Here is a 25,349-nt window from a genome sequence, read left to right as displayed (position 1 = left end):
TCTTTACAAAAAAAATAAAAGGGATATCCCTTTTATTTTTAGTTAGTTACTATTAGTCAACAACTTCTTCTGATTCATCTTCTAATTTAGCTTTTTCATAAGCTTCTAAAATTGAAGCTTGAATCTTTTCTCTTGTGTCAGTATTTATAGGATGCGCTATATCTTTAAATTCTCCATCTGGTGTCTTTCTACTAGGCATTGCTATAAATAATCCATTTTGTCCTTCAATTACCTTAATATCATGAACCACAAATTCATTGTCAAATGTAACAGAAACTATAGCCTTCATTTTTCCATCTGAAGCTATTTTTCTAATTCTTACATCAGTTATTGTCATTGCACTACACCTCCGTTGCTATGATAGATATAAAATTCTATAAAAAAATTAAAAATCCTCTTTTATTTTTAAACTTTTTTAAATTTTTATAAAATTCAGCAATTTTGTGTAATAAATTTGTTGTTTTATAATATTAAATTCGAAGGTTTTACCTCTAAGGATTTATTTTGGTCTAAATTACTAATTTCGACTATTGAAATATAGTCCTTAACTCTCTTTTGAGCAACTCCTATATTATCAACTAACACTCCAATTCCTATTAGCTCACTTTCAAATTCATTTAGTAAATCCTTTATTCCTTGAGCTGTTCCCCCTCCTCTTAAGAAGTCATCTATAAATATACACTTACTTCTTGGCTTCATAGATCTCTTAGATAGGGACATCTGCTGTATTCTACCGCTTGTTCCTGATACATAGTTAATTGTAACAGTTGATCCTTCGGTAACTTTGTTATCTCTTCTAATAATTACTAGTGGAATACCTAAATTTCTTGCAACTTCATAAGCCAAAGGAATACCCTTAGTTTCCACAGTTACTACATAATCTACTTCTTTTTCGTAAAATTCTAAAGACAAAATAACTCCAGCTTTACTGATAATTTGAGGATTATACATTAAATCCGTCACATAAATAAAGTTGCCTGGAACTATTCTACTTTCATCCTTTAACATTTCACAAATATCTTCAACAAACTTTTTCTTACTTTCCTTTTCTATTCCTGGTATGTACTTAATTCCCCCAGCTGCACCAGCAATAGTTTCAACTTTTCCCATTTCAAGCTTTTCTAATATTTCTCTTACTATGACTATATCTTCACTAATAGTTGATTTTGCTGCATTTAATAGTTCCGAAAATCTATTTAGACCTATTACTTTGTTTGGATTTTCAGTTAAAATCTTTGTGATAGCAACAACTCTACTGTTTCTACTCAATTTTTCCAAAATATATCACCTACATTTTTATTTTTTTCCGAATTATTTGTTAGTTTTAAGCATCTAATATTCATATTTTATTCTATATTTTTCTCAATATCAATAGATTTTAGTCACTATTACTTTAATTTACATATATTTATAAAAATTTAAATAAAATTTCACCAAATTATATAATATATAGCTTTTTTGTGTGTTCATTTTTCTAAATTTGTATATAATTATAAAGTGAAAACTATTTAAGGATAATTAGAATATTATTCTTAATATAAAAGGAGTTGGTATTTTGTCATTCAATGTTAATGAAGATATAAATAAAAAAGTTCATTTTATAGGAATTGGCGGAATTAGTATGAGCGGTCTTGCTGCCCTTTTATTAACTAAAGGTTATAAAGTGTCAGGATCTGACTCTAAGGAATCTGAAATAACTAATAAGTTAAGAGCTGAAGGTGCAGAAATATACATAGGTCATAACAAAGATAATATTAAAAATGTAGACTTAGTAGTTTATACTGCAGCAATCCCATCAGACAATCCTGAAATAATAGAAGCTAAAAATCAAAACATAGAGCTTGTTGATAGAGCTGAATTTCTTGGACTAATTATGAAAGGACATAAATATAATGTAGCAGTAGCAGGTACTCATGGTAAGACAACTACTACATCAATGCTTTCTCACATAACTTTAAAAGCAAACTTAGATCCTACAATATTAGTTGGTGGAGAATTAGATGCCATAAATGGTAACTTTAAAATTGGAGATAGTGAATATTTTATTACTGAAGCATGTGAATATAAGGAATCATTTCTTAAATTCTATCCTTATATAGGTATTATATTAAATATTGATGCTGACCACTTAGACTACTATAGAGACTTAAATCATATAAAAGAAACCTTCGAAAAGTTTTCTAATATAATCCCTGAAGATGGATATCTAATAGGTTATTGTGAAGATGATAATGTAAATGAAATATTAAAGAAGGCTAAATGTAATACTATTAGCTATGGATTTAATAAAGGTGATGTAAGAGCCACTAATATCACTTTCAATAATAATGGATGTGCAACCTTCACTGTTTGGAAAGATAACAAAGATTTATTTGATGTTACTTTAAGCACTACTGGAAAACATAATATATTAAATTCATTATCAACTATTTGTGTAGGTTTATTATTTAATGTACCTTATGATGTAATTAAAGAAGGATTAAAGGAATGCAAAGGTGCCCATAAAAGATTTGAATACAAAGGTGAAGTAAATGGTGCCACTATAATTGATGACTATGCTCATCATCCAGTAGAAATAAAAGCTACATTAGATACTGCTGAATTAATACCTCATAAAAATATTTATGCTGTATTCCAACCTCATACTTACACTAGAACTAAAACTTTATTTAATGAATTCACAACTTGTTTTGATGAAGTTGATGAACTACTTCTTATGGACATCTATGCAGCAAGAGAAAAGGATACTGGTTTAGTTTCTTCTGAGGATCTTGGAAATGCTCTAAGAGATAAAGGAATTAAATGTACTAATGTTCATAGCCATGAAGAAGCTGCTGAATACTTAAAAAATATAACTTCAGAAAAGGATATAGTTTTAACTATAGGTGCTGGAGATGTAGTTAAAGTTGCAGATATATTATTGAATAAAAATTAAAAAATGAAGAAATGAAAAAATGAAAAAATTTAGAATGTGAAATAAAGGAATGGATTACTTTAATAATTCTATTTTTTCAATTAGGGGCGTTAAACAGCCCCCTTTTCTTTTTTCGATATTTTTGTTATCTTTTGACCAATGTACCAATAATATTGATATTATTAGGCTTTTATGTTTTCTTTTACGGAAATTTATTTTATAATTTACAAGAAAGTAATTATAGTTAATGAAATTAAATTTATATATAGAGGTGATTTTATGGATTTATCAATGAAGATTAAAAATGCTGCAGATTTTATAATTCAAAAATCTAAGTATAAGCCTGAAATTGGATTAATATTAGGTTCTGGTCTTGGCTCTTTAGCTGACTCAATAGAAAACCCAGAATTTTATCCTTATGAAGAACTTCCTCACTTCCCTGTATCAACAGTAGAAGGTCATGCAGGAAGATTAGTTATTGGTATGTTAAATGGAAAATGTGTTATAGCAATGCAAGGAAGATTCCACTACTATGAAGGTTATGCAATGAATGAAGTAACTTTCCCAGTTAGAGTTATGAAATTATTAGGAGTAGAAACTCTTATAGTTACTAATGCTTGTGGAGCTGTAAATGAAAGCTTTAAGCCTGGTGATTTAATGATAATAAAAGATCAAATTAACTTCTCAGGAGATAATCCATTAATAGGTGCTAATCTTAAGGAATTTGGTCCTAGATTCCCTGATATGTCTAGTTCTTATACTCCTGCATTAATAGAAAAGGCAGAAGAAGTTGCTAAAAGCTTAAACATAGACATCAAAAAGGGTGTTTACATGATGTTTAGTGGTCCAACTTATGAAACTCCAGCTGAAATAAGAATGTCAAGAGTACTTGGCGCTGATGCAGTAGGTATGTCTACAGTTCCAGAAGTAATAATTGCTGCTCACTCTGGCATGAAGGTGCTTGGAATTTCTTGTTTAACAAATATGGCTGCTGGAATATTAGATCAACCTTTAAATCATGAAGAAGTAGTTGAAACTTCTAATATGGTTAAGGAAAAATTCACATCTCTTATGAATAAAATAATAGAAGTAATCTAAAAATTGAACTCTATACATATTAAGCTCAGCTCTCCGTCGCACAGCTCCAAGTCGACTTTCGCATAATATGTATAGAGTTCTTATAGTTATATATTAACTTTCTAACTAATTATTTTATTTTTTATTTATGGAATAAGATTAAATTATTGTTATGTCTTTAGTTACTGAATTTAGAACTTCGCAACCTTCTTTAGTTACTAAAACTAAATCTTCTATTCTAACTCCAATATCATCTTTTAAGTATATTCCAGGTTCTATTGAGAATATCATTCCTTCTTTAACTTCTTCATTATTTGTTGAACTTACATCTCCAAAGTCATGACCTTCTATTCCTATGCTATGTCCTGTTCTATGAGTAAAGTACTCACCATAACCTGAATTTTCAATATAGTCTCTTGCAGCCTTATCAATTTCTGAGAACTTAACTCCCTCTTTTACCTTTTTTATTGCACTTAAATTTGCTTCTTTAACTATGTTATATATTTCTGCATGTCTTTCACTTGGTTCTTCACCAAAGAATACAGTTCTAGTCATATCAGAACAATAAGAATTATACACTCCTCCAATATCTATAACGATACTATGTCCCTTTTTTATAGGAGTCTTATCTGAATCATGGTGTGGATCAGCGCCATTAGGGCTAACTGCAACTATTGGAGAAAATGAAAATTCATTTACTCCATGATTTTCATATAATTCTGCTAGCAAATTAGCATAATACTTTTCAGTTTTTCCTTCTTTTAAGTTATCCCATAATTCTAGCATAACTTTATCATTAATTTCTGATGACTTTTTCATTAATGATATTTCTTCGGCATCTTTTATCATTCTTAATCTATCTATAATTGGAGAACCATTAACAAAAGCCTTTGCTCCATTATTATTCATAAGCTTGATTAAAAAGTGCGCTGGCCAATTTTTATCCACAGCTAAGGTGTTTTCTTTGTCCACAATTGTGCATAAAACTTCTATTGGATCCTGAATATCTGTGTACCAAATTAAATCTACACCTAAATCCTCATATATTGGGAATAATTTATTAACAATAAGCTTATGATTTCCTTTAGTACTTAAATATAAGGCTACCATTCTTTCTCCTGGAGAAAACCATTTTCCTGTTAAATAAAATATAGCAGGTGGTGATGATACTATCATTTGACTTAAGCCTTGCTTTTCCATCTCTTTTAACACGTTATTTACTCTATTTGTATTCATTTTTCCTCACCTCTATTTTTTTCTATATTAATAATATACCTCATGAATAAAATAATATCTATTTATATCAATTATTTATAGTGATATAATTAATTAGTTAAATTTATTTAGGAGGATTAATTATGAAAATAGCAGCAATATCAGATATACACGGAAATATTTATTCACTAATGAAGGTGTTAGAAGATATAGATGATCAAAAAGTTGATTTAGTAGTTTGTCTTGGAGATTTAGTTGGATATGGTCCTCATCCAAACGAAGTTATAGCATTAATTAAAAGAAGAGAAATTCCTTGCATAAAAGGTAATTATGATGCCTCTGTTGTAGATGGAGCTTTTACCTTTATTAGAGATACTTCTATCAATTCTTTCTCACTACCTTGGAATGTTGAAGAAGTTAGGGCTTCAAATAAATATTATTTATCACAACTACCTACAAAGCTAAACTATGATATTAATGGAGTAAAAGTTATCTTTACTCATGGTAGCCCAGATAAAATAAGTGAATACTTATTTGAAGATGGAGAAAACACTAAAAAAGTAATGGATGAAATAACTGAAGATGTACTGATATGTGCTCATACTCATATTCCTTCTTATAAAAAGTTCGGTAATAAGGTATTTATAAATGTAGGAAGCGTTGGAAAACCTAAAATCGGACGTCCAAATGCTACTTATGCTTTAATAGAAATAAAAGAAGATAAAACTATTGATGTTAAGTTTAGAGAATTAGAATATGACTATAAAAAAATCGTTAAAGATGCTCAAATGCTACACTTTCCTGCTCAACTTGTAGCTTCTTATGAAAATGGAAATGAATAAAGGCAAAAAATTGCTACGATAATAGCACGTAGCAATTTTTATTAATATTTTTAAGTATATTTATTCTAGGAGTTCAATACTCCTACTACTTTTAATTTTGATAAAATACTCTTATCTCCATTATGACATTTTTTAAAAGTTTCACTATAATCAGCTCCAGCTCTTACTCCAAAATGCTTTCCATCTTTCAATTGTGGTACATCACCAATATCATATATAGTTCCATCTACAGAAATATATGCCGGCATCCCATTTTCTCCATTATATAAAGCTAATTCTTCCCTAGTTAATTGAATCAATACATTATCCCTTTTTTTATTATGAAAACTTACCTCTTCTAAGTATGAATTGACTTGATTACAGATTTTATCCATAACCTGAACTATATTTTCTTTGTATTCCTTTGGATATGTCACTAGCATACTTTTCAGCTTATTTATCTCAATAAATTTTTCTTCTAAGAAATTTTTATTGCTCATTTAATTCCTCCTGATTTATTTCCTAAAATTATATTATGATTAAACGTTGCAAATGTTAGTAAATTGATGTAAAATCTTTATAAACTATATATTGTATTATTACTATGACGAGAAGAGTAGCTATATGGAAGTAGTTTTAGCGAGTAAGGAATGGTGTAAGCCTTATACGAAGCCTTTAGTGAAGAACATCTCTGAGTTTCTAACCGAACAAGTGATAATTTATTTCATTAATATGTAATCACTTAAGTAGACTTAGACGGATTCAAACCGTTATACTTTGAATGACATTATTTAGTGTTAGAAGAGTGGCTATTTATAATAGCAACTTGGGTGGTACCGCGAAATTATCCTTTCGTCCCTTGTATTTGGGATGGAAGGTTTTTTATTTATAAAAAATTAACTAGGAGGAAAAGAAATGAGTAAAGTTGTTTATGTAAAATCACTTTATAGAAACCAAGAAGAATATTTATCTAAAGAAATTAAAATTTCTGGTTGGATAAGAACATTAAGAGCATCTAATGCCTTTGGGTTTATAGAAGTAAATGATGGTACTTTCTTTAAAAATATTCAAGTTGTTTTTGATAACAAAATTGAAAACTTTAAAGAAGTTTCAAAATTACCTATTAGTTCATCAATAACTGTTGTAGGTACTTTAGTTGCTACTCCTGAAGCTAAGCAACCTTTTGAAATTCAAGCAAAGGAAGTTATAGTTGAAGGAATGTCTAATAATGATTACCCACTTCAAAAGAAAAGACATACTTTTGAATATTTAAGAACTATAGCTCACTTAAGACCAAGAAGTAATGCATTTTCAGCTGTATTTAGAGTACGTTCTGTAGCAGCTTATGCTATTCATAAGTTCTTCCAAGAAAGAGGATTTGTTTACACTCATACTCCATTAATAACTGGAAGTGACTGTGAAGGTGCAGGTGAAATGTTTAGAGTTACAACTCTAGATCTTAACAATGTACCAAAAACTGAAGAAGGAGCAATAGACTTCAAACAAGACTTCTTCGGTAAAGAAAGTAACCTAACAGTATCAGGACAATTAAATGCTGAATGTTATGCTTTAGCATTTAGAAATGTTTATACTTTCGGACCTACTTTCAGAGCTGAAAACTCAAACACAGCAAGACACGCAGCAGAGTTCTGGATGATAGAGCCTGAAATAGCTTTTGCTGATTTACAAGATGATATGGAATTAGCTGAAGATATGCTTAAGTATGTACTTGAATATGTTTTAGCTGAATGTCCAGAGGAAATGGCATTCTTTAATCAATTTATTGATAAAGGAATATTAGATAGATTAAACCATGTAGTTTCATCTGACTTTGGAAAGGTCACTTATACTGAAGCAGTTGAAATATTAAAGAAAGCTGATAAGAAGTTTGAATACCCAGTTGAATGGGGAATAGATTTACAAACAGAACATGAAAGATATCTTACAGAAGAACACTTTAAGAGACCAGTTTTCGTAACTGATTATCCAAAAGACATTAAAGCCTTCTATATGAGATTAAATGATGATGGAAAAACTGTTGCTGCAACTGACCTTTTAGTTCCTGGAATCGGAGAACTTATAGGTGGTAGCCAAAGAGAAGAAAGAATCGATGTCTTAACTAAGAGAATGGCTGAAATGGGTCTTAATGAAGAAGACTACTGGTGGTATCTAGAGCTTAGAAAATACGGAGAAACTAAGCACGCTGGATTTGGATTAGGCTTTGAAAGACTTATCATGTACATCACAGGTATGGCAAATATCAGAGACGTAATCCCATTCCCAAGAACTACAGGACAATCTGAATTCTAATAAAAAATCAAGGAAAGCTTTGTAAACATAAAGCTTTCCTTTTTAATTTTATTATGATATTTTAACATATTCTAGGTAACATATTCCCTTCTAAAGGTGGTAGTATTCTTTTACCACCAAAATAATTTTCTATATAAATAGTATTTTCCTGTTCTTTAACGAATTCCCCTATAATTTGAGCCTCCTTGCCTTCATGTATTGATTTAATTAAACTTAGAACCTTTTCAACCTGATTTTTTTCTACAACTAATACCATTCTTCCTTCACAAGCCATATATAGTGGGTCAAAGCCTAAAAGTTCATTTATAGCACTAATCTCATTATTAATAGGAATATCACTCTCATTTAAATGTATTCCAAGGCCACAAATATCAACAAACTCATGTAATGCAGTTGCTAGGCCTCCTCTAGTTGGATCTCTCATTATCTTTATTGAGTCATAATTATCCTTAAGTATTTCTATAAAAGGAAATAAAGATGCACAATCACTTTTAATATTGCTTTTTACCTTAATGTTATATCTTTCTACTGCAATTGTGGTGCCATGATCTCCTATATTTCCTGTTACTATTATTTTATCTCCTTCTTTAATTGGCTTTTGATAATATTTATCTGATACTCTTCCTATTCCACTAGTATTAATAAATACTCCATCTAATTCACCCTTTTCTACTACCTTAGTGTCTCCAGTTATTATGTTTACCCCTGATTCTAAACAAGTTTGTGACATTGACTTAACTATTCCCTTAAGCTTTTCTAGTTCAAAACCTTCCTCAATAATAAAACTTGCACTTAAATAAAGTGGCTTAGCTCCTGATACAATTAAATCATTAACTGTTCCACAAACTGCAAGCTTTCCTATATTTCCTCCTTGAAAAAATATTGGCTTTACTACAAAGGAATCTGTGGTAAAGGCTAATTTACCATTTACTCCTTCAAATACCGTTGCATCTTGTGCTTTTGTTAACAAGTCATTATTAAAATATTTATAAAATATATCCTGAATTAATTTCTTAGTATGTTCTCCCCCATCACCATGAGTAAGCTTTATTACTTCCTTCATTTATTCATCTCCTATTATATTTGTAAAAAATAGAACATGCCCCTTCAGAAGAAACCATGCAAGGTCCAATTGCATTTTCTGGAGTACAACTTATTCCAAAAAACTTACAATCACTTGGTTTTTTCTTCCCTAATATAATCTCATTACATGCACATTTATTAGTATTTTTTTTATTTAAATTTACTTGAAACCTTCTTGCTGCATCATAGTCTTTATAACTTTCATTTAACATGAAACCTGAAGCCTTAATATCTCCAATGCCCCTCCATTCATTATCACAATCTATAAATACATCCTTTAATAAGTTATTCACCTTCAAATTTTCTTCTAAGGTAACACAACCTTTATATAAGTTCTTAAAGCTTTTTTTATTCTTTCCTTGCTCTTGAGTTAAAAAATATAAAGCTCCAATAATATCAAGTTCACTAAAACCTGTTACTACTGCTGGAATATTATACTCTTCTACAATAAACTTAAAATAATTTGCTCCAGTTACTGCTGCTACATGTCCAGGGCAAATAAATCCCTGTATATTTAAATTATCATCCTTCAGTATATGATTTAATATAGGCTCCATTTTCTTTATTCCTATTAAAAAGCTAATATTCTTAAGCTTTTTTTCCTTAGCGGTTTTTATAGTTAAAGCAATTATTGGTGCTGTAGTTTCAAATCCAACTGCTAAAAAAACTATTTCCTTATCTTTATTTTCTTCTGCAAGGTTTATTGAATCTAAAGGCGAATATATAATTCTAATATCTTTTCCCTTACTTCTTTCATCAATTAAACTTTTCTTACTGCCTTTAACCTTCATCATATCTCCAAAGGTAGCTAAAATCACATTACTTTCTTTAGCAATTTCTATAGCTGCATCAATATATCCTTCAGAAGTAACGCACACAGGGCATCCAGGTCCAGATATTAAGTTTATTTTTGATTCAACCAAACTTCGAATTCCAAACTTAGATATAGATTGGGTATGAGTTCCACAAACCTCCATAACATTAAATTTATTTATTGGAGAGCTATTAATTTCTTCTAAAAACTTTTTTATTAAATCTCTTTTATTCATAGCTACCCTCTACTTCTGAAAGTAATTCTAGCATTTCAGTTAACTCTTCAAAATACTCTATATCAATTTTTTTAATAGCACATCCTGCATGTATTAGAACATAATCTCCAACCTTTGGTTCTTCAATTATTTGAATATTTATCTCACTTTCTACCCTCATAATACTTACCTTTGCTGTATCCTTGTTCAATTTTATGATTTCACCTGGTATTGCTAAACACATATTATTACATTCCTTTCAGTATTTAAATTACAATTAATTTTCGCCTAATATCTCACTAGCTATATTAAGTTGTCCAAAAGATAATCCTCCATCATTTGTTGGAATTTCTTTATTGTAAAAAACCTGAAACCCTTTTTTAGTTAAATTCTTATTTAATAGCTTTAATAAATACTCATTTTCAAAGGCTCCTCCACTAAGAACAGCCTTCCTTATACCTTCCTTTTTTCCTAAAATACAAACTAAATCACAGGTTGAATATACTAATGAATTATGGAACTTCGCAGATATCTTAGATATAGGTTCCTTTTGCTTTATATCCATTAATATGCCTTCTATAATCCTTTTGTATTTTATTTGAAATACTCCATTAATTTCACTAATATCATACATATAGCCTTCACTTATATTATTATCAATTATATTTTCTAATTCTATGGCCCCTTGTCCATCATAAGTTATATAATTTCTAAGGCCAGTAATTGATGCTACAGCATCAAATAATCTCCCAACACTAGAGGATAAAAAACAGTTTACTTTTGATTGCAAAGCTTGTATTACTACCTCAATTTTTTCTTTTTCTATATTTTTAAGTATTTCAGCTGGATTATATCCTAAATAATATAAATAACTTACTGCACATCTCCATGGTTCTTCTATTGCTTTATTACCTCCTTGAATCTTTATATATTCTAAGTGACCAGCTCTTTTAAATGACTTTCTATTGCCAATAAAAAATTCTCCACCCCATATTGCTTCATCTAATCCAAAGCCAGTTCCATCAAAAATAACTCCAATTACATTTTCATATATTGAATGCTCTGCCATACAACTTACCATATGTGCATGATGATGCTGAACTTCTATTTTATTTATATTTTGCTCTTTTGCATATTTTGTACTTATATATGATGGATGCATATCATGTACTAAAAGCTTTCTATCAATATCAAATAGATTAATAAAATGGTTAAGTACATATTTGAAATTATTATAGGAATTAAAATCCTCCAAGCTTCCTAAGTACTGACTTAAATAAATATAGCCATTTTTTGAAACACAAACTGAACTCTTTTGGTCACCTCCAATGGCTATAATTTCATATTTATTATTACTTTTTGATATATATGGAGAGTAGCCTCTCCCTCTTCTTATAACTTTCTCACTATTATCTACAACTTTAACTACTGAATCATCTTCTTCTATATAAATATCTCTATCATGAAATAAAAAATAATCTGCTACATCCTTTAAATTATTTAAAGCTTCCTGATTTTTATATTCCATGGGCATATTACTTATATTTCCACTAGTCATAATTAAAAAATCTAAATCTTCCTCTAGCAATAAGTAATGTAAGCCTGTATATGGAAGCATAACCCCTAAGGAATTTTGTTTTGGTGCTATAGCTTCTGGTAGTAAAAGTGGAAATTTCTTTTTCAAAATTACTATAGGTCTTTTATTACTTTTTAGTACTATTTCTTCTTTATAAGATACTTCACATATCTCCTTAACAACATTAATATCTCTTACCATAACAGCCAAGGGCTTATGACTTCTACGTTTTTTCTTCCGAAGAATATTAATTGCTTCTTCATTTCTTCCATCACAAACTAAATGAAATCCCCCTATGCCTTTAATTGCTAATATCTTACCTTCTTTAAGAAGTCTTTTAGCTTCATCAATTGGATTTTCACATATATTTTTTACTCCCTTATTATCTGTTAACCAAAGCCGCGGTCCACATTTATCACAACAATTTGGCTCTGCATGAAATCTCCGACTTAATGGATTGTTGTATTCATCATTACATTCCTTGCACATAATAAATTTTTTCATAGTAGTATAATGTCTATCATATGGAAGGCTCTTAATTATAGAATACCTTGGCCCACAGTCAGTACAGTTAGTAAAAGCATATTTATATCTATTAGATTTATTTTCTTTCATGTCATTTAAGCAATTTTCACAAATTGAAATATCAGGAGAAACAAACTTTGGAAAGCCCTTTTCATTAATACTTTCCTCAATTACAAAACTATTTGTATCTAAATTACTTTTATAAATATTATTATCTCTAATAAACCTACATCGAAACTTTTCAACTTTAGAAATAGGTGGTACATCATTTAAAATACTTAATATAAATTCTTTTAAATTACTTTTTATACCTTCACAATAAATCTCTACAGATCCTCCTAGGTTCTTAACATATCCTGATATTCTATATTCCTTTGCTTTTCTGTACACAAAGGGCCTAAAGCCTACTCCCTGTACAATTCCATCTATATTTATTAAGTAGTGAAGAATTTTTCTTTCATTATTTATTTTTTCTATTATTTTTAAAACCTTATTAGAAATTAACTTGAGGTTATTTTTCAAAGTAGAGCTTAACCCAATTTCGAAATCAATATCTTCAACTTCAATGCCCAAAATTATTCCTTCAATATTAGGATAATAAAGCTTTAATAAATCTAAAAAGCTATAAATATGCTGAGAAGCTTCTACCTTTTTAGAAATAAATTTATCTATAGATTCAGTAGTTATTTCTCCTACACGTTTCCCATAATAGGCTGAATCTAAAATTATTATATAATCTTCCTCTTCTATACTTGATATGCAATGTTGAAGATTTGTCTCTCCATAAACAACATTAATTCTAAGTTTTAAGAGCTCTTCTTCTATTTCTTCTGCAACTTTTATTCCTATGGCATCATCCTTCATAAGTATATTTCCAATTGCTATAACTTTAAGACTCATATTAAAACCTCAATTGTTTTAATATCACCTTTACTTCCAATTAAGTGAGTTGCACAAGATACACAGGGATCATATGATCTTACAACCCTTCCTATTTCTACTGGTTCATTAATATTATTTATTTTACAGCCAATCAAGGCTCTTTCTATAGGTCCAGGATTGTTTAATTCATCCTTAGGAGAAAGATTCCATACTGTTGGAGTTATAATATTATAATGTTTAATTGTCTGATTTTCTATTTCTATCCAATGTCCTAAGGACCCTCTTGTAGTATCTATAAGACCTACACCATATGCTTTATCTGGAACTTGATAAACTTTTTGATTATTAGGTTTTACCTCTACTCTTTCTGCTAAATTTCCTAAGATATTTAATATCTTCTTTGTTTCTAAAACTCTTGCTATATTTCTATCCATAGATGAATGTCCCCCAGTGTATTCACCAGAGATAATTAATCTTGCTAATGGTCCAACTTCCATAGGTGCTCCATCATACCTAGGTGTCTTTACAAAGGTATATGCATCAGCCTTAGATAAATCTACTTCTTCAAGATTTTGATCTTGCTTATACCAAGAATATTGAATTTGTTCAGTAATTTTATTAGGTTCTAGCTCATATCTAATATTATCCTTTATTATTCCAGGTTTGACATAGGTAATATCAGATTCTTCATACTTATCAAAAACACCAAAACTCATAAAATTAGGATATGATATGCCCTTTTTAAAATAATCTGAATAATATTTAGCTATAGTCTCTACATCTTCTATCATTTCATTTGAAACAAAGTTATTAATTTTTTTAATAATACTTTTAACCTTTTCTAGTTTATAAGCATCTATATTTACTGTAACCCCACCTACAAAAATCCCATGGTTATGAGGGGCCTTTCCTCCTAATACTGCTAATCCTTCATGAGCCAATCTACTAAACTCAATACTTTTAATATAGTGTTCCTCTATAACATCATTTATTTCCTTGGGAAGCCTAAAGTCTTTATATTGATTATTTTCAACTAATTTCACACTAGAAATTCTTACATAACTTGGAATAGACATAAGATAGAAATGTCTTAAATGATTTTGAATAAATTCAAATCCATGCATAATATCTCTTATATAACTATCATTTAAAGTAACTTGTATCTTTAATGCATCTTCTAAAGCTAGGGTGGAAGACATAGAATGTGCAGTTGAGCATATGCCACAAATTCTTTCAGTAAAATATATAGCATCTAATGCTGGCCTGCCCTTTAACATCTTTTCAAATCCCCTAAAAAGTAGACCACTAGCTGTTGCTTGAACAATTATATCTTCTTTAACTTCTGCTCTAACATCTAAAAAGCCACTTATTCTTGTAACTGGATCTATAGTAATTCTTTTTTTCATAATTCCTCCTTAATATTTAACAAAAGGTTCATTGCCATCTGGAAATGTTGATTTTGCACATCCTATACAAGTGGTATTATCACCAATAGGCCAGTTAACATATCCATTCCACTGCCTTCTAGGACAATCAGTTTTTGTAACAGGCCCCTTACATCCAATTTTAATCATACAACCTTCATCTCCAAACTTTTCTGCGAAAATTCCTTTTTCAAAAAGCCCTCTTCTAGTACAAGTATCATGGATTGTAAAGCCATAAAAAAGAATTGGTCTCCCGTCACTATCTAATTCTGGAATTCCATATCCAACTAAATGAGCTAAAGTTCCCACCACCCAGTCAGGATGACATGGACATCCTGGCAACTTAATAACTTTTTTATTTGTAATATCCTGTACACTTTTACTCTCAGAAGGATTTGGAGCTGCTGCAGAGATTCCCCCATAACATGCACAAGTTCCTACAGCTACAACATATTTTGCTTTTTCAGTTGCTAGTTCTACTGCCTCTAAAGCAGTAATAGGTTTTCCATTATAATTTGCAATAATATTATAAAATCCCTTTTCTTTTGTTGATACTGCTCCATCTACCAGTAATATAAATTCTGTATCAAGTGTTTCTAAAAAGTTTTCAAAGGCTAAATTTCCTTCGTTGCCCATAAGCGTATTGTTGAAAGTAATATTCACTATATCAGTTAGAATATTATACAAGCCAGGATTTTCACTATTTAATAGAGAAATTATATTTCCAGAACAACCAGTTACCTCAAGCCACATAGCATTCATCATTTTAGTTTCTTTTCTTTTAACCATTTTTAAAACATCTTCTTCAAATATTCTCGCCGTCTTTAATTTAGCTTCCTTGAAAAAACATTCTTTATTATTATTCAACTTAGTATTACTCCATTACATTATTTAATATAATTTATGCACAAATACATTTAAACATTAAAAAAAGGAAGTATATTACTACTTCCTTAATTTATTAGTATCTTAACCTTAAAATAACTTTTCTTTTAAAATTTTTTAATTTATTTATATTATGATTTTCTCTGTAGGCTCCTAACAGTAATAATACAATTGATAATCCTACACAAAATCCATTCACAAACTCTGGCAACTGAAAGAGTCTCTTAGATACCATCCAAAAAGCATAAATAAATAATCCAAAGCGAATATAATTATTTAATTTTCTCATAAATCTTCCTTGCCCCCATTAAAATTTTTTTGATATTATTATATAGGCAATTAAATATGCTAATAAAAAAAATGATATTATACCAAATAAAACTTGGGTTAGAATTGGATACCATAAACCACCAATTAAAGCTACCAAATACATACTTACTAACATTACTGCTAATGCAAATCTTGATGCCCTTAAGCTTATATCCTTAATTCTTTCATCAGTATTACTAATACGAGCCTTTCTAATTTTCTCTTCATTCTTTAAGATTAGAACATTTTTAATTAATAGTACTACACCTACTACTGTTAATCCAGTTCCAAAGCCTGAGTAAGTAGATATCATCTTTTCGCTAATCTTTAAATTTAAATATCTATCTCCAAAAAGTGTTATAACTAATGTTATTAATCCAAGAATTATTATTCCTATAAATAATACTATCCTTCCTTTTATAACCCTTTTATATTCTTCATTAGTTTTACAGTCACTACCACAAAACATACCTAACATAAATTTTCATCTCCCTCAAAAATAAATATATCTTCTATTTTTAATCCAAAATATTGAGAAATCTTATGAGCAAGTACTAAAGATGCCTTATACCTTCCACTTTCTAGGGATATTATTGTTTGTCTAGTTACATCTAAGGCATCCGCCAATTCATTTTGTGTTATCTTACGTTCTTTTCTTAAATCCTGTATCCTAGTTTTCAAATTTACACCTCCTAGTAAGTAAAGTTCACTTTACAATTTAAGTATAGTTTGCTTTACATCAAATGTCAAGTATATTTTACATTATTCTTCTATATTTTCTAAGGATTTTCCCTTATATTTTTCATATCTTTTTAACTTAGGGGTATTAATAATTTGTGCTTCATAGATACTATTATTTCCTATTACGTAATAACTAATCAATGCACCAATTACATAGTAAGGAATAGCTTGTACTCCAAATAAATTAATTCCTAAAATAATAGTAGTAATTGGTGTATTTGTAGCACTTCCAAAAACGCAAATCATTCCAATGGCTGCTAGTAGTGAAGGCTCTACATGAGTTATATTTCCTATAGCTCCACCTAGAGAAGCCCCTATAGTGAATAATGGTGTTACTTCTCCCCCTTGAAGTCCAGCTCCTAAAGTTAGTACTGTTAATACTAATTTCTTTATTGGATCTAAAAGACTTACCTCTCCTGAGAATCCATTATCAACAAGCCAAATACTTAACCCTTCGAAGTTATATAATCTAAATATTACAATTACTAACAAAACTACCACTGATGATATTAAAGCTCTATATATATTATTTTTTATGTATTTTCCATAGAAGGCCTTAACTAAATTAATACCTTTAGCAAATATTCTTCCAAAAAGTCCAAATATAATTGAAGATAGAACTACTATTAAAAATGTATAAATAGAAATACTAGGTATTGATTGTATTACATGACCAGGATGCATTATACCTAGGGCTTCTGTAATAAAGTTAGCTGTATAAGATCCAATAAAACAATATATCATTGCTTCATAACTAAGCTTTCCTATAAAGCACACTTCCATCCCAAAGAATGTTCCTGCAAGAGGAGTTCCAAATATTGATCCAAAAGCAGCACTTATTCCCACCATAATTAGGATTCTTTTTTCTCTATGCTCCATTTTAAAAATATTTGCTACCTTATTTGTTAATGCTCCTCCTATTTGAACTGCTGTACCCTCTCTACCTGCTGATCCTCCAGATAAATGGGTTAATATAGTAAAAATAAATGTTAAAAATATCATTCTAAAGGGAACTGATATCTCCTTATGAACACTTTCAATAATTAAGTTATTACCTCTATTAGATTCTTTTCCATATTTAGAATATATATATGTTGTTAGTACCCCTATTAAGGGTATTGTTAGAATTAAATAAGGGAAACTTCCCCTTATTGTTGCAACTAATTCTAATGACTTTAAAAATGTTGCTGATATAATGCCCATTATAATTGAAACTATAATAGTTGAAATTGTTAATTTAAAAATTCTCATCTTTTGCCTACCTTTCCCTTTAATAAAAAATAAATTTATAAATAATAAAAAAGACTAATGCTCTACGATTAAATCATAGAAGTCATTAGCCATAATAGATGGTTAGATTTCTCCTGGGAGAACTTCATTTCCAATAATTATTCGTATTTTACTTAAATAATTATAGTACTACAACTTATAAAAATCAATTTGCCCTATAAATCAAAAATAATGTGTTAACATTAATCTGTTTATATTATGGTAAAATATATAAATTAGTTGACAGAAAAGTAGCATATTAAACGAATATTATATATAGAGAGATATAATTAAGGAGGAGATTCTTTGGAGCAAAATGATTTTTATTTAGTCCAAGGTATTAAAAATAAGGATAAAAATAGTCTCTGTATGCTAATGGAGAACTACGGTAAACTAGTGATTTATATTTCATCCAAAATATTAAATTCTCCCTACGAAAAGGAATTTGTTGATGAATGCTATAATGATGTATTTACAACTATTTGGTTTAATATTGATTGCTTTAATGAAGAAAAGGGCTGCTTTAGAAATTGGTTAATATCTATTACTAAATATAAAGCCTTAGATATAAAACGAAAGAATTATAAAATAAATAACTCAGTAGAATATATTCCAAATATACTTTCATCTGAAGAAAATAACTTTGAAAAATTTGAAAATTTACAAATGATTAATATGCTTTTACAAAGCATCGATGAAAAAGATAGAAATATACTAATTAAAAAATATTACCAAGGCTTTTCCATAAAAGAAATAGCTTTAGAATTAGAATGCACAGAAGATTATATTTATACTAGAATTTCAAGAGCTAGAAAAAAATTAAAAAGTATTGTAGGTGAATAGTATGGAAAATAAAGATTTATTAAAGCTTTTAAACTCAATAGAATACTCTGATGATGAAATTATAGAATTACAGAATATATCCCTTGAAAAAGAAAATACCATTGGTGAAGACTTTTATAAAATAAAAAATGATAAAGTTTTAAAGAAGATAGCATTTTTAGAATTAGAGAATCTAGTTATATCTAAAATATCTAAGGATGATAAAATTAAATATAGAATTATTGCTCTTCAAAGTTATTTTGAAAAAGATGTTCATAGAGTTTGGGCTGGAGCCTGGGGGGCAGAATCTATCATATATCTTGGAATATTCATTACTAATTATAGAATCTTTATATATAAAATGGGACGCACTTATAATCTCCTAGAAGAAGGATACTACAATGAAATTGAAAATATAGAATGCTTAACTGATATGTGGAATCAATGTGAAACAATAAGTATCAAATTTAAAGATGGTAAAGAGTTTTCTCCAAGGCCCTTTGGTAGTAAAACTAAAGAACTATTTTTAGATATAATTAAATATTTAAAAGATGAAAAATCAATTAAGATAATAGATTATAAAAAGAAGAATCTATCTTCCTTTGAAAAATTTCTTCTCTTCTTTATATATATATTACTTTTAGTAATTCCACTTTCACTTATATTTAAATAACTCATTTATTAGAAATAGACTAATAAAAATAGCTGTGGTAAACAACCGAAAACAATAATTTATAATGTAATTATATTAATGTAAAAACTCCCTTAGGAGTTTCTACATTAATTTTTTCATTTTTTCATTATTCATTTTTCACTGTGCGCTAGCACCTTAGTTATATATTTTTTATATTTTCATATACTCTTCTATAACGAGAATAAACTTCTTTGTATGCTTCTACTGCTTCTGCATTTGGATAATAGCAGTCTTTTTCTTTTACTATTACCTTTACAGCATCTTCAAAGGAGTCAAACCAATTTAAAGAAACTGATGCTATAATTGCAGCTCCAAGAGATGGACCTTCTTCTATTTTTAAAGATATTACCTTCTTATTGAATACGTTAGCCTGAATTTGAAGCCATTCCTTAGACTTAGCTCCTCCGCCTACTGAAATTATTTCTCTATCACTATCGTCTTCATAAATACTAAAGCAATCCTTTAATGAGAATGTTATTCCTTCAATTACTGCTCTAGCAAAGTGATTTAAATCATGACTTTTATCTATTCCTATGAAAGTTCCTCTGATATTACTATCTGCATAAGGAGTTCTTTCTCCAACAATATAAGGAGCAAATAATAATCCATTAGATCCTTCCTTAATATTTGATACTCCACTTAAAAGCTCATCAAAATCCTTATCCTTTGCAAAGGTATTTCTAAACCAGCTTAAAGAATCTCCTGCAGAAAGAGTTACCCCCATTGAGTAGCAACTATTTGGTAATACGTTATTAAACATGTGAAGTTTTCCACCATAGTTCTTATACTCTTCTTCATATTTTAAATATACACCTGAAGTTCCTATACTTAATAAATCTCTATTTTTATTTATTATTCCTGAGCCTAAAGCTGAACACGGATTATCTGATCCCGCTGGGAATATTTTAATACTTCCTTTAGCATTTAATTTTGCCTTTAATTCTTCATTTAATTCTCCAACACATTCAGTAGAGTTATATATCTTAGGGTATTTTTCTAAATCTATATCCAATAAATCTGCTATTTCTTCAGACCATTTTCCTTCTTTAATATTTAACATTTGTGTTCCAGCTGCATCAGAGATATCTGTACATATGTTACCTGTATATTTAAATACTAAATAGTCTTTAGGTAAACAGAATTTTTTAGTCTTGTCCCAATTCTCAGGTTCATTTTCTTTTATCCATAATACCTTTGGTAATGTAAAGCCTTCAAGACTCTTATTGCCTGTAATTTCAATTACCTTTTCTCCAAAGTTATTCATTATATATTGGCATTGCTTAGTTGTTCTTGTGTCATTCCATAGAATACTTCTTCTTATAGGTTTATTTTCATTATCTAATAATACTAAGCTATGCATTTGACCTGATATACTTATGGCTCTTAATCCATCTCCACCTAATTCATTAGTTATTTTCTCTAAAACCTTAACAGAAGCATTATACCAATCCTCTGGCTCTTGTTCAGAATGTCCATCTCTATTATTGTATAAAGGATAGCTTTCTGAATGTTTTAATACTACTTCTCCAGCTTTATCTAAAGCTATCCCCTTGATAGAACCTGTTCCTAAATCTAAACCTATAACATATTCCATAAAAATATCCTCCCACTATTTATAATGTAAAATGTAAAATGTAGAATGTAAAATTAAAGAAGAAACTCCTAATGGAGTTTCTACAAGTATCTATTTTTAGTAATTCCTATGGAATTACATCAATAATTCTACATTATTCATTTTTAATTTTTCATTTAGGAGCTGTTATAACAGCTCCTAAACTTTAGTATATTAAATCATTTAATTTTGATTTTACGAATTCAATATGTGATGATTTGTTCTTAACTTCTTTAACTGACAATGCATGATTAGTTAAAGCTTCTAAATCTAATTCATTGTTTAATAATTGTTTTCCTAATTCGCTATCATAAGATGAATATCTTTCCTTTTTAACATTGTCTAGGAATTCAGTTTCAATTATTCTAGCTGCAGCTTTTAATCCTCTTGCATAAGTGTCCATTCCTGCAATATGAGCTATTATTAAATCTTCTTGTTCAAAAGAAGTTCTTCTAACTTTAGAATCAAAGTTTATTCCACCATCGTGTAATCCACCATTCTTTAATACTTCTAGCATTGCTAAAGTAGTATTATAAACGTTAGTTGGGAATTCATCTGTATCCCATCCTAATAACTCATCTCCTTGGTTAGCATCAATTGAACCTAAAGCATTGTAATTTCTAGCTACATTCAATTCATGTTCAAAAGTATGTCCAGCAAGAGTTGCATGGTTTGCTTCAATATTTAACTTAAAGTGTCCTAGTAAGTCATATTTTTGAAGGAATGCTAAAGCTGTAGCTGAATCAAAATCATATTGATGAGTCATTGGCTCTTTTGGTTTTGGTTCAATTAAGAAAGTTAATTTATGATTAATCTTTTCACAATAAGCTATTGCCATTTTATATAATCTTGCTATATTTTCTTCTTCAAATTGAATATCTGTGTTTAGTAAAGTTTCATAACCTTCTCTTCCACCCCAGAATACAAAGTTTTTACCGCCTAATTTTTTACTTATATCAATTCCCTTTTTAACTTGAGCTGCTGACATTGCATAAACATCTATATTAGGACTTGATGCAGCACCATTAACATATATAGGATTAGCATGTCTATCTGCTGTATTCCATAAAAGCTTAATGCCAGTCTTGTCCATCTTTTCCTTCATATAGTCAGTTATAACATCTAGGTTATGGAAGAATTCTTCTAAGCTATTTCCAAATGGAGCAACGTCCATGTCATGGAAACAGAAATATTCAACGCCTAATTTTTGTAATAATTCAAAGTTTGCATCAACTTTATTTTTTGCTGTTTGCATTGGGTCATCTGTTATCCAATTTCTTTGATTAGTTCCTTTTCCAAATGGATCTGCTCCATCACTACAGAAAGTATGCCAGTAAGCAACTGCAAATTTTAAATGTTCTTTCATTGGTTTTCCTAAAACTATTTCTTCAGGATTGTAATGACGAAATGCAAACATATTGTCTGTATCTGGTCCTTCATATTTTATAGTTTGTACATTATTAAAGAATTCCATATCTTCACCTCATTTAATTAGTTAGTTTTCCTATCTAACTTAATAATACACCTTGATTTTTAAGATGTCAATGTTTACATTGACTATTTTTTCTATTTTTTATCTGAATTTAGATTTTGAACTTTTTAAAGGGCTATGCTATATTATTTATAAACAATCAATAAGGATGGTACTCTATGGATAATAAATTTAACATTAGAAAGGCTAATATAGTTGAAATATTAAAGCTGCTTTTTAATAACCCAAATATATCTAGAATTGATATCTCAAAACTTATAAATCTTAATAAAGCTAGTGTTTCTGAAATTATTAGTTTATTAGTTGAAAAAGAAATTGTTTCTGAAATAGGAATTGGAAATGGTAGTTCTAGTGGTGGAAGAAAACCTATTCTTCTTAAATTAAACGAAAAGGCAGGTCTTAGTCTTAGTATTGACTTAGGTACTAATTATATTGGTTTTTTACTTACTGACTTAAATAAAAATATCATAGCTTATGAACACTATGAAACAGTTGTAAATAAAGATAATGTAGTTGATATAGTAGTTAATACAATTAACTCTTTAGAAAATTATATAGGAGAATATAAATATGGATTAATTGGAGTTAGTCTTGCTATTCATGGTAGAGTATATAATGATTCCATTAAATTTACTCCATATTACGATTTAGATAAGATAAACTTAAAAGAAGAGTTATCTAAAATTCTACCTAAAATAAGATTCCATCTTGAAAATGAATCTAATTTAGCTGCTATTGGAGAATTTGAAAATTCTGAAGAAAAATTAAAGAATTCTATAGTAATAAATGTTCATTCAGGAATAGGATCTGGAATTATAATTAATGAAAAACTTTATACTGGCTTTGAAGGACGTTCGGGTGAAATAGGTCATATGGTTCTTGTGCCTAATGGCAAGAAATGTCCTTGTGGTAATAAGGGATGCTTTGAGCAATATTGTTCTATTCCAGCCTTATTAGAAGAATTTAATAATAAATCTAGTTTAAAGGTTAAAACAGTAAAAGAACTTTGTAAATTATACAATTCTAATAACAAAGAAGCTATTGATATAATTTCAAATAATATAGAACTAATGGCTATAGGAATAACTAATATATTTAACTTATTTGCTCCTGATAATATATTTATACATAGTGAATTAATAGATTATATACCTGAGTATTTAAATTTAGTTAATGATAAAATAAATTCAATCTTTTCTAAGGATGTTACTCTTCTCCCAAATAAATTAGATGGAAAGTCTAACTTATTCGGAGGAATAACTCGTTGTATATATGACTTTTTAAATGATTTCCCAGATATGATATAAGGAGCTGCTTGGTAGCTCCTTATCTTGTATTTAGAAGGTTATACTATTTATCTTTAATAATTTCTACTTATATATAACATTCTTTAGTTTTTTATTAATAATTTTGTATCTATATAACCCTAAAAATATTGGTACTAGCCCTAAAATTATAAATATTACCCCTAATATATAGGTGGCTGTAGTATCAAATAATTTTATTAATGATATGGCTATTGCTAAAAGACTGATTCCAGTTCTAATATATGCTAACAATGTCCTCTCATTTGCTAACAGAGTTCTATCTGCAGCTAAGAAGTCCCTTAATATCATTTCTTCTTTCTTAAAGTTATATACATCTTCTTTCTTTACTATTTTAGATTTTATATTTTTAGAATTTTTTATTTCACTCATTTTTATAACCTCCTAAAACAACTAATTCTTAGGTGTCTTCTTCAATTATAGAAATAGTTACCTTATCCAATAAATCTTGAACTACATCCAATTTAACTGAACCTGTTTCCTCTTCTAATGCATTTGCTGTTCCACAGGCTGATGCAAGCATTAATATATCTTCTATTTCATACTCTCTTTCAAGTCCTATTGCTACTCCTGCTACGTAAGAATCTCCTGATCCAACTGGATTTATGGCATTAATCTTAGGTACTGTTACTTTGTAGTATATTCCCTTATATCCTATTACCGATCCCTCTGCTCCTAATGAAATTGCAACTAGCTCTACACCTTTTTTATGAAATTCTTTAATTTCTCTAACAGCATCTTTATAGCTTTCTATATGTCTTCCTGTTAAAAACTCTATTTCATCCTTATTAGGCTTAATAAAAAATGGTTTTCCTTCAATTCCTTCTCTAAGTAAATCTCCACTTGTATCTAATAAAAATTTTTTATTTTTACTATTGGCTATATCTATAAGCTTCTTGTAAAAATTCTTAGGTATATTTCTAGGAAGGCTTCCTGATGCTACTATTATATTGGCTTCTTCTAATAACTCATTATACTTATCTATGAATCTATTTTGTTCTTCCTCTGTAACTTCAGGGCCTGGCTCCAGTATTTCTGTTTGAACTAAATCATTAGTGATTATAGCTAAGCACTCTCTTGTATCACCTTTTATCTTTACAAAATCTTGCTTTATTCCATACTCCTCTAGTTTATCATGTATAAACTCTCCTGTTTTTCCACCCAAGAATCCAGTAACTATACATTTTTCTTTTAATATTGTAGATACATTAGCTACATGGATCCCTTTTCCACCTGGAGTATTTTCAACACTCTTAGCTCTCATTACTAAGCCTTTGTTTAGATCATCCATAACATACTTTTTATCTACTGATGCATTTAAATTAATTACTAATATCATACTAAC

At 29.0% G+C, this 25,349-nt stretch carries 25 protein-coding genes, 1 riboswitch and 1 other annotated feature; of the genes, 7 read left to right on the top strand and 18 right to left on the bottom strand.

The window, feature by feature from the left end; all coding sequences use genetic code 11:
- Window positions 1-52: 52 nt before the first annotated feature.
- Together spoVG and purR are read right to left on the bottom strand one after the other, a co-directional pair.
- On the bottom strand, window positions 53-337 hold the full coding sequence (gene spoVG, locus ACFYH6_RS00985; RefSeq protein WP_316341917.1) for a septation regulator SpoVG: 285 nt from the start codon (window positions 335-337) through the stop codon (window positions 53-55).
- Window positions 338-462: 125 nt separating this feature from the next.
- Window positions 463-1,278 (bottom strand): pur operon repressor, encoded by an 816-nt coding sequence (purR, locus tag ACFYH6_RS00980; protein ID WP_416179832.1) that lies wholly within the window; start codon window positions 1,276-1,278, stop codon window positions 463-465.
- 277 nt (window positions 1,279-1,555) lie between these two features.
- On the opposite strand from purR, the gene murC reads away from it, so the two are divergent.
- Window positions 1,556-2,935, top strand: coding sequence for a UDP-N-acetylmuramate--L-alanine ligase (gene murC / locus ACFYH6_RS00975; RefSeq protein WP_416179831.1), 1,380 nt, complete (start codon window positions 1,556-1,558; stop codon window positions 2,933-2,935).
- A gap of 258 nt (window positions 2,936-3,193) precedes the next feature.
- Window positions 3,194-4,012 carry a purine-nucleoside phosphorylase gene (locus tag ACFYH6_RS00970; protein WP_416179830.1) on the top strand — a complete coding sequence of 273 codons (819 nt, stop codon included), beginning with the start codon at window positions 3,194-3,196 and terminating at the stop codon, window positions 4,010-4,012.
- 138 nt (window positions 4,013-4,150) lie between these two features.
- Here ACFYH6_RS00970 and ACFYH6_RS00965 read toward each other — a convergent pair whose 3' ends face one another.
- The gene (locus ACFYH6_RS00965) at window positions 4,151-5,227 is read right to left on the bottom strand and encodes a M24 family metallopeptidase (RefSeq protein ID WP_416179829.1); all 1,077 of its coding nucleotides are present in this window, start codon (window positions 5,225-5,227) and stop codon (window positions 4,151-4,153) included.
- Between the two features lie 122 nt (window positions 5,228-5,349).
- Between ACFYH6_RS00965 and ACFYH6_RS00960 the strand changes: the two genes are divergently transcribed.
- On the top strand, window positions 5,350-6,048 hold the full coding sequence (locus tag ACFYH6_RS00960; protein WP_416179828.1) for a metallophosphoesterase family protein: 699 nt from the start codon (window positions 5,350-5,352) through the stop codon (window positions 6,046-6,048).
- 65 nt (window positions 6,049-6,113) lie between these two features.
- On the opposite strand, the gene ACFYH6_RS00955 is transcribed toward ACFYH6_RS00960, so the two are convergent.
- Window positions 6,114-6,527 carry a cytochrome b5 gene (locus ACFYH6_RS00955; protein WP_416179827.1) on the bottom strand — a complete coding sequence of 138 codons (414 nt, stop codon included), beginning with the start codon at window positions 6,525-6,527 and terminating at the stop codon, window positions 6,114-6,116.
- Window positions 6,528-6,622: 95 nt separating this feature from the next.
- Window positions 6,623-6,890, top strand: a binding site (T-box leader).
- Between the two features lie 52 nt (window positions 6,891-6,942).
- Between ACFYH6_RS00955 and asnS the strand changes: the two genes are divergently transcribed.
- Window positions 6,943-8,337, top strand: coding sequence for an asparagine--tRNA ligase (gene asnS, locus ACFYH6_RS00950; RefSeq protein WP_416179826.1), 1,395 nt, complete (start codon window positions 6,943-6,945; stop codon window positions 8,335-8,337).
- 61 nt (window positions 8,338-8,398) lie between these two features.
- Here asnS and hypE read toward each other — a convergent pair whose 3' ends face one another.
- The 10 genes from hypE to ACFYH6_RS00900 form a co-directional block, all read right to left on the bottom strand.
- Complete coding sequence (hypE, locus tag ACFYH6_RS00945; RefSeq protein ID WP_416179825.1) at window positions 8,399-9,400, bottom strand: hydrogenase expression/formation protein HypE; 1,002 nt, start codon at window positions 9,398-9,400, stop codon at window positions 8,399-8,401.
- Between the two features lie 4 nt (window positions 9,401-9,404).
- The gene (gene hypD, locus ACFYH6_RS00940; RefSeq protein WP_416179824.1) at window positions 9,405-10,469 is read right to left on the bottom strand and encodes a hydrogenase formation protein HypD; all 1,065 of its coding nucleotides are present in this window, start codon (window positions 10,467-10,469) and stop codon (window positions 9,405-9,407) included.
- A complete protein-coding gene (locus tag ACFYH6_RS00935) occupies window positions 10,462-10,692 on the bottom strand; it encodes a HypC/HybG/HupF family hydrogenase formation chaperone (RefSeq protein WP_416179823.1) in 231 nt (76 codons plus the stop codon). The genes hypD and ACFYH6_RS00935 overlap by 8 nt, the downstream gene beginning before the upstream one ends.
- Before the next feature lie 33 nt (window positions 10,693-10,725).
- On the bottom strand, window positions 10,726-13,449 hold the full coding sequence (gene hypF / locus ACFYH6_RS00930) for a carbamoyltransferase HypF (protein ID WP_416179822.1): 2,724 nt from the start codon (window positions 13,447-13,449) through the stop codon (window positions 10,726-10,728).
- Window positions 13,446-14,837 (bottom strand): nickel-dependent hydrogenase large subunit, encoded by a 1,392-nt coding sequence (locus ACFYH6_RS00925; protein ID WP_416179821.1) that lies wholly within the window; start codon window positions 14,835-14,837, stop codon window positions 13,446-13,448. Before ACFYH6_RS00925 ends, hypF begins: the two co-directional genes overlap by 4 nt.
- A gap of 9 nt (window positions 14,838-14,846) precedes the next feature.
- On the bottom strand, window positions 14,847-15,668 hold the full coding sequence (locus tag ACFYH6_RS00920) for a hydrogenase small subunit (protein WP_416179844.1): 822 nt from the start codon (window positions 15,666-15,668) through the stop codon (window positions 14,847-14,849).
- A gap of 148 nt (window positions 15,669-15,816) precedes the next feature.
- Complete coding sequence (locus tag ACFYH6_RS00915; protein WP_416179820.1) at window positions 15,817-16,029, bottom strand: hypothetical protein; 213 nt, start codon at window positions 16,027-16,029, stop codon at window positions 15,817-15,819.
- Between the two features lie 18 nt (window positions 16,030-16,047).
- Window positions 16,048-16,527, bottom strand: coding sequence for a hypothetical protein (locus ACFYH6_RS00910; protein WP_416179819.1), 480 nt, complete (start codon window positions 16,525-16,527; stop codon window positions 16,048-16,050).
- On the bottom strand, window positions 16,521-16,730 hold the full coding sequence (locus tag ACFYH6_RS00905) for a helix-turn-helix transcriptional regulator (protein ID WP_316341898.1): 210 nt from the start codon (window positions 16,728-16,730) through the stop codon (window positions 16,521-16,523). The genes ACFYH6_RS00910 and ACFYH6_RS00905 overlap by 7 nt, the downstream gene beginning before the upstream one ends.
- 81 nt (window positions 16,731-16,811) lie before the next feature.
- The gene (locus tag ACFYH6_RS00900) at window positions 16,812-18,041 is read right to left on the bottom strand and encodes a chloride channel protein (protein WP_416179818.1); all 1,230 of its coding nucleotides are present in this window, start codon (window positions 18,039-18,041) and stop codon (window positions 16,812-16,814) included.
- Between the two features lie 69 nt (window positions 18,042-18,110).
- Window positions 18,111-18,182, bottom strand: a riboswitch (Fluoride riboswitch).
- A gap of 183 nt (window positions 18,183-18,365) precedes the next feature.
- Here ACFYH6_RS00900 and ACFYH6_RS00895 point away from each other — a divergent pair.
- Both ACFYH6_RS00895 and ACFYH6_RS00890 read left to right on the top strand, forming a co-directional pair.
- Window positions 18,366-18,902: a sigma-70 family RNA polymerase sigma factor gene (locus tag ACFYH6_RS00895; RefSeq protein ID WP_416179817.1), complete on the top strand. Its 537-nt coding sequence runs from the start codon at window positions 18,366-18,368 to the stop codon at window positions 18,900-18,902.
- Between the two features lies 1 nt (window position 18,903).
- Window positions 18,904-19,554: a hypothetical protein gene (locus ACFYH6_RS00890; RefSeq protein WP_416179816.1), complete on the top strand. Its 651-nt coding sequence runs from the start codon at window positions 18,904-18,906 to the stop codon at window positions 19,552-19,554.
- Window positions 19,555-19,714: 160 nt separating this feature from the next.
- Here ACFYH6_RS00890 and xylB read toward each other — a convergent pair whose 3' ends face one another.
- On the bottom strand, window positions 19,715-21,169 hold the full coding sequence (gene xylB, locus ACFYH6_RS00885; RefSeq protein WP_316341895.1) for a xylulokinase: 1,455 nt from the start codon (window positions 21,167-21,169) through the stop codon (window positions 19,715-19,717).
- Between the two features lie 184 nt (window positions 21,170-21,353).
- The gene (xylA, locus tag ACFYH6_RS00880) at window positions 21,354-22,661 is read right to left on the bottom strand and encodes a xylose isomerase (protein ID WP_316341894.1); all 1,308 of its coding nucleotides are present in this window, start codon (window positions 22,659-22,661) and stop codon (window positions 21,354-21,356) included.
- 176 nt (window positions 22,662-22,837) lie between these two features.
- On the opposite strand from xylA, the gene ACFYH6_RS00875 reads away from it, so the two are divergent.
- Window positions 22,838-23,986 (top strand): ROK family transcriptional regulator, encoded by a 1,149-nt coding sequence (locus tag ACFYH6_RS00875; RefSeq protein WP_316341893.1) that lies wholly within the window; start codon window positions 22,838-22,840, stop codon window positions 23,984-23,986.
- Between the two features lie 63 nt (window positions 23,987-24,049).
- Here the strand turns inward: ACFYH6_RS00875 and ACFYH6_RS00870 are convergent, their stop codons facing one another.
- Entirely contained in the window at window positions 24,050-24,376 is a 327-nt protein-coding gene (locus ACFYH6_RS00870; protein ID WP_416179815.1) for a DUF202 domain-containing protein, read from the bottom strand.
- A 28-nt stretch (window positions 24,377-24,404) separates the two neighbouring features.
- Window positions 24,405-25,343, bottom strand: a complete 939-nt coding sequence (locus ACFYH6_RS00865; protein ID WP_316341891.1) for a 1-phosphofructokinase family hexose kinase — start codon at window positions 25,341-25,343, stop codon at window positions 24,405-24,407.
- Window positions 25,344-25,349 lie beyond the last annotated feature (6 nt).

The sequence above is a fragment of the Clostridium sp. HCS.1 genome (assembly GCF_047900555.1).
Classification (GTDB): Bacteria; Bacillota; Clostridia; order Clostridiales; family Clostridiaceae; genus Clostridium.
Note: the sequence above shows the minus strand (reverse complement) of the source record. Positions and strands in the feature narration are given on the sequence as shown.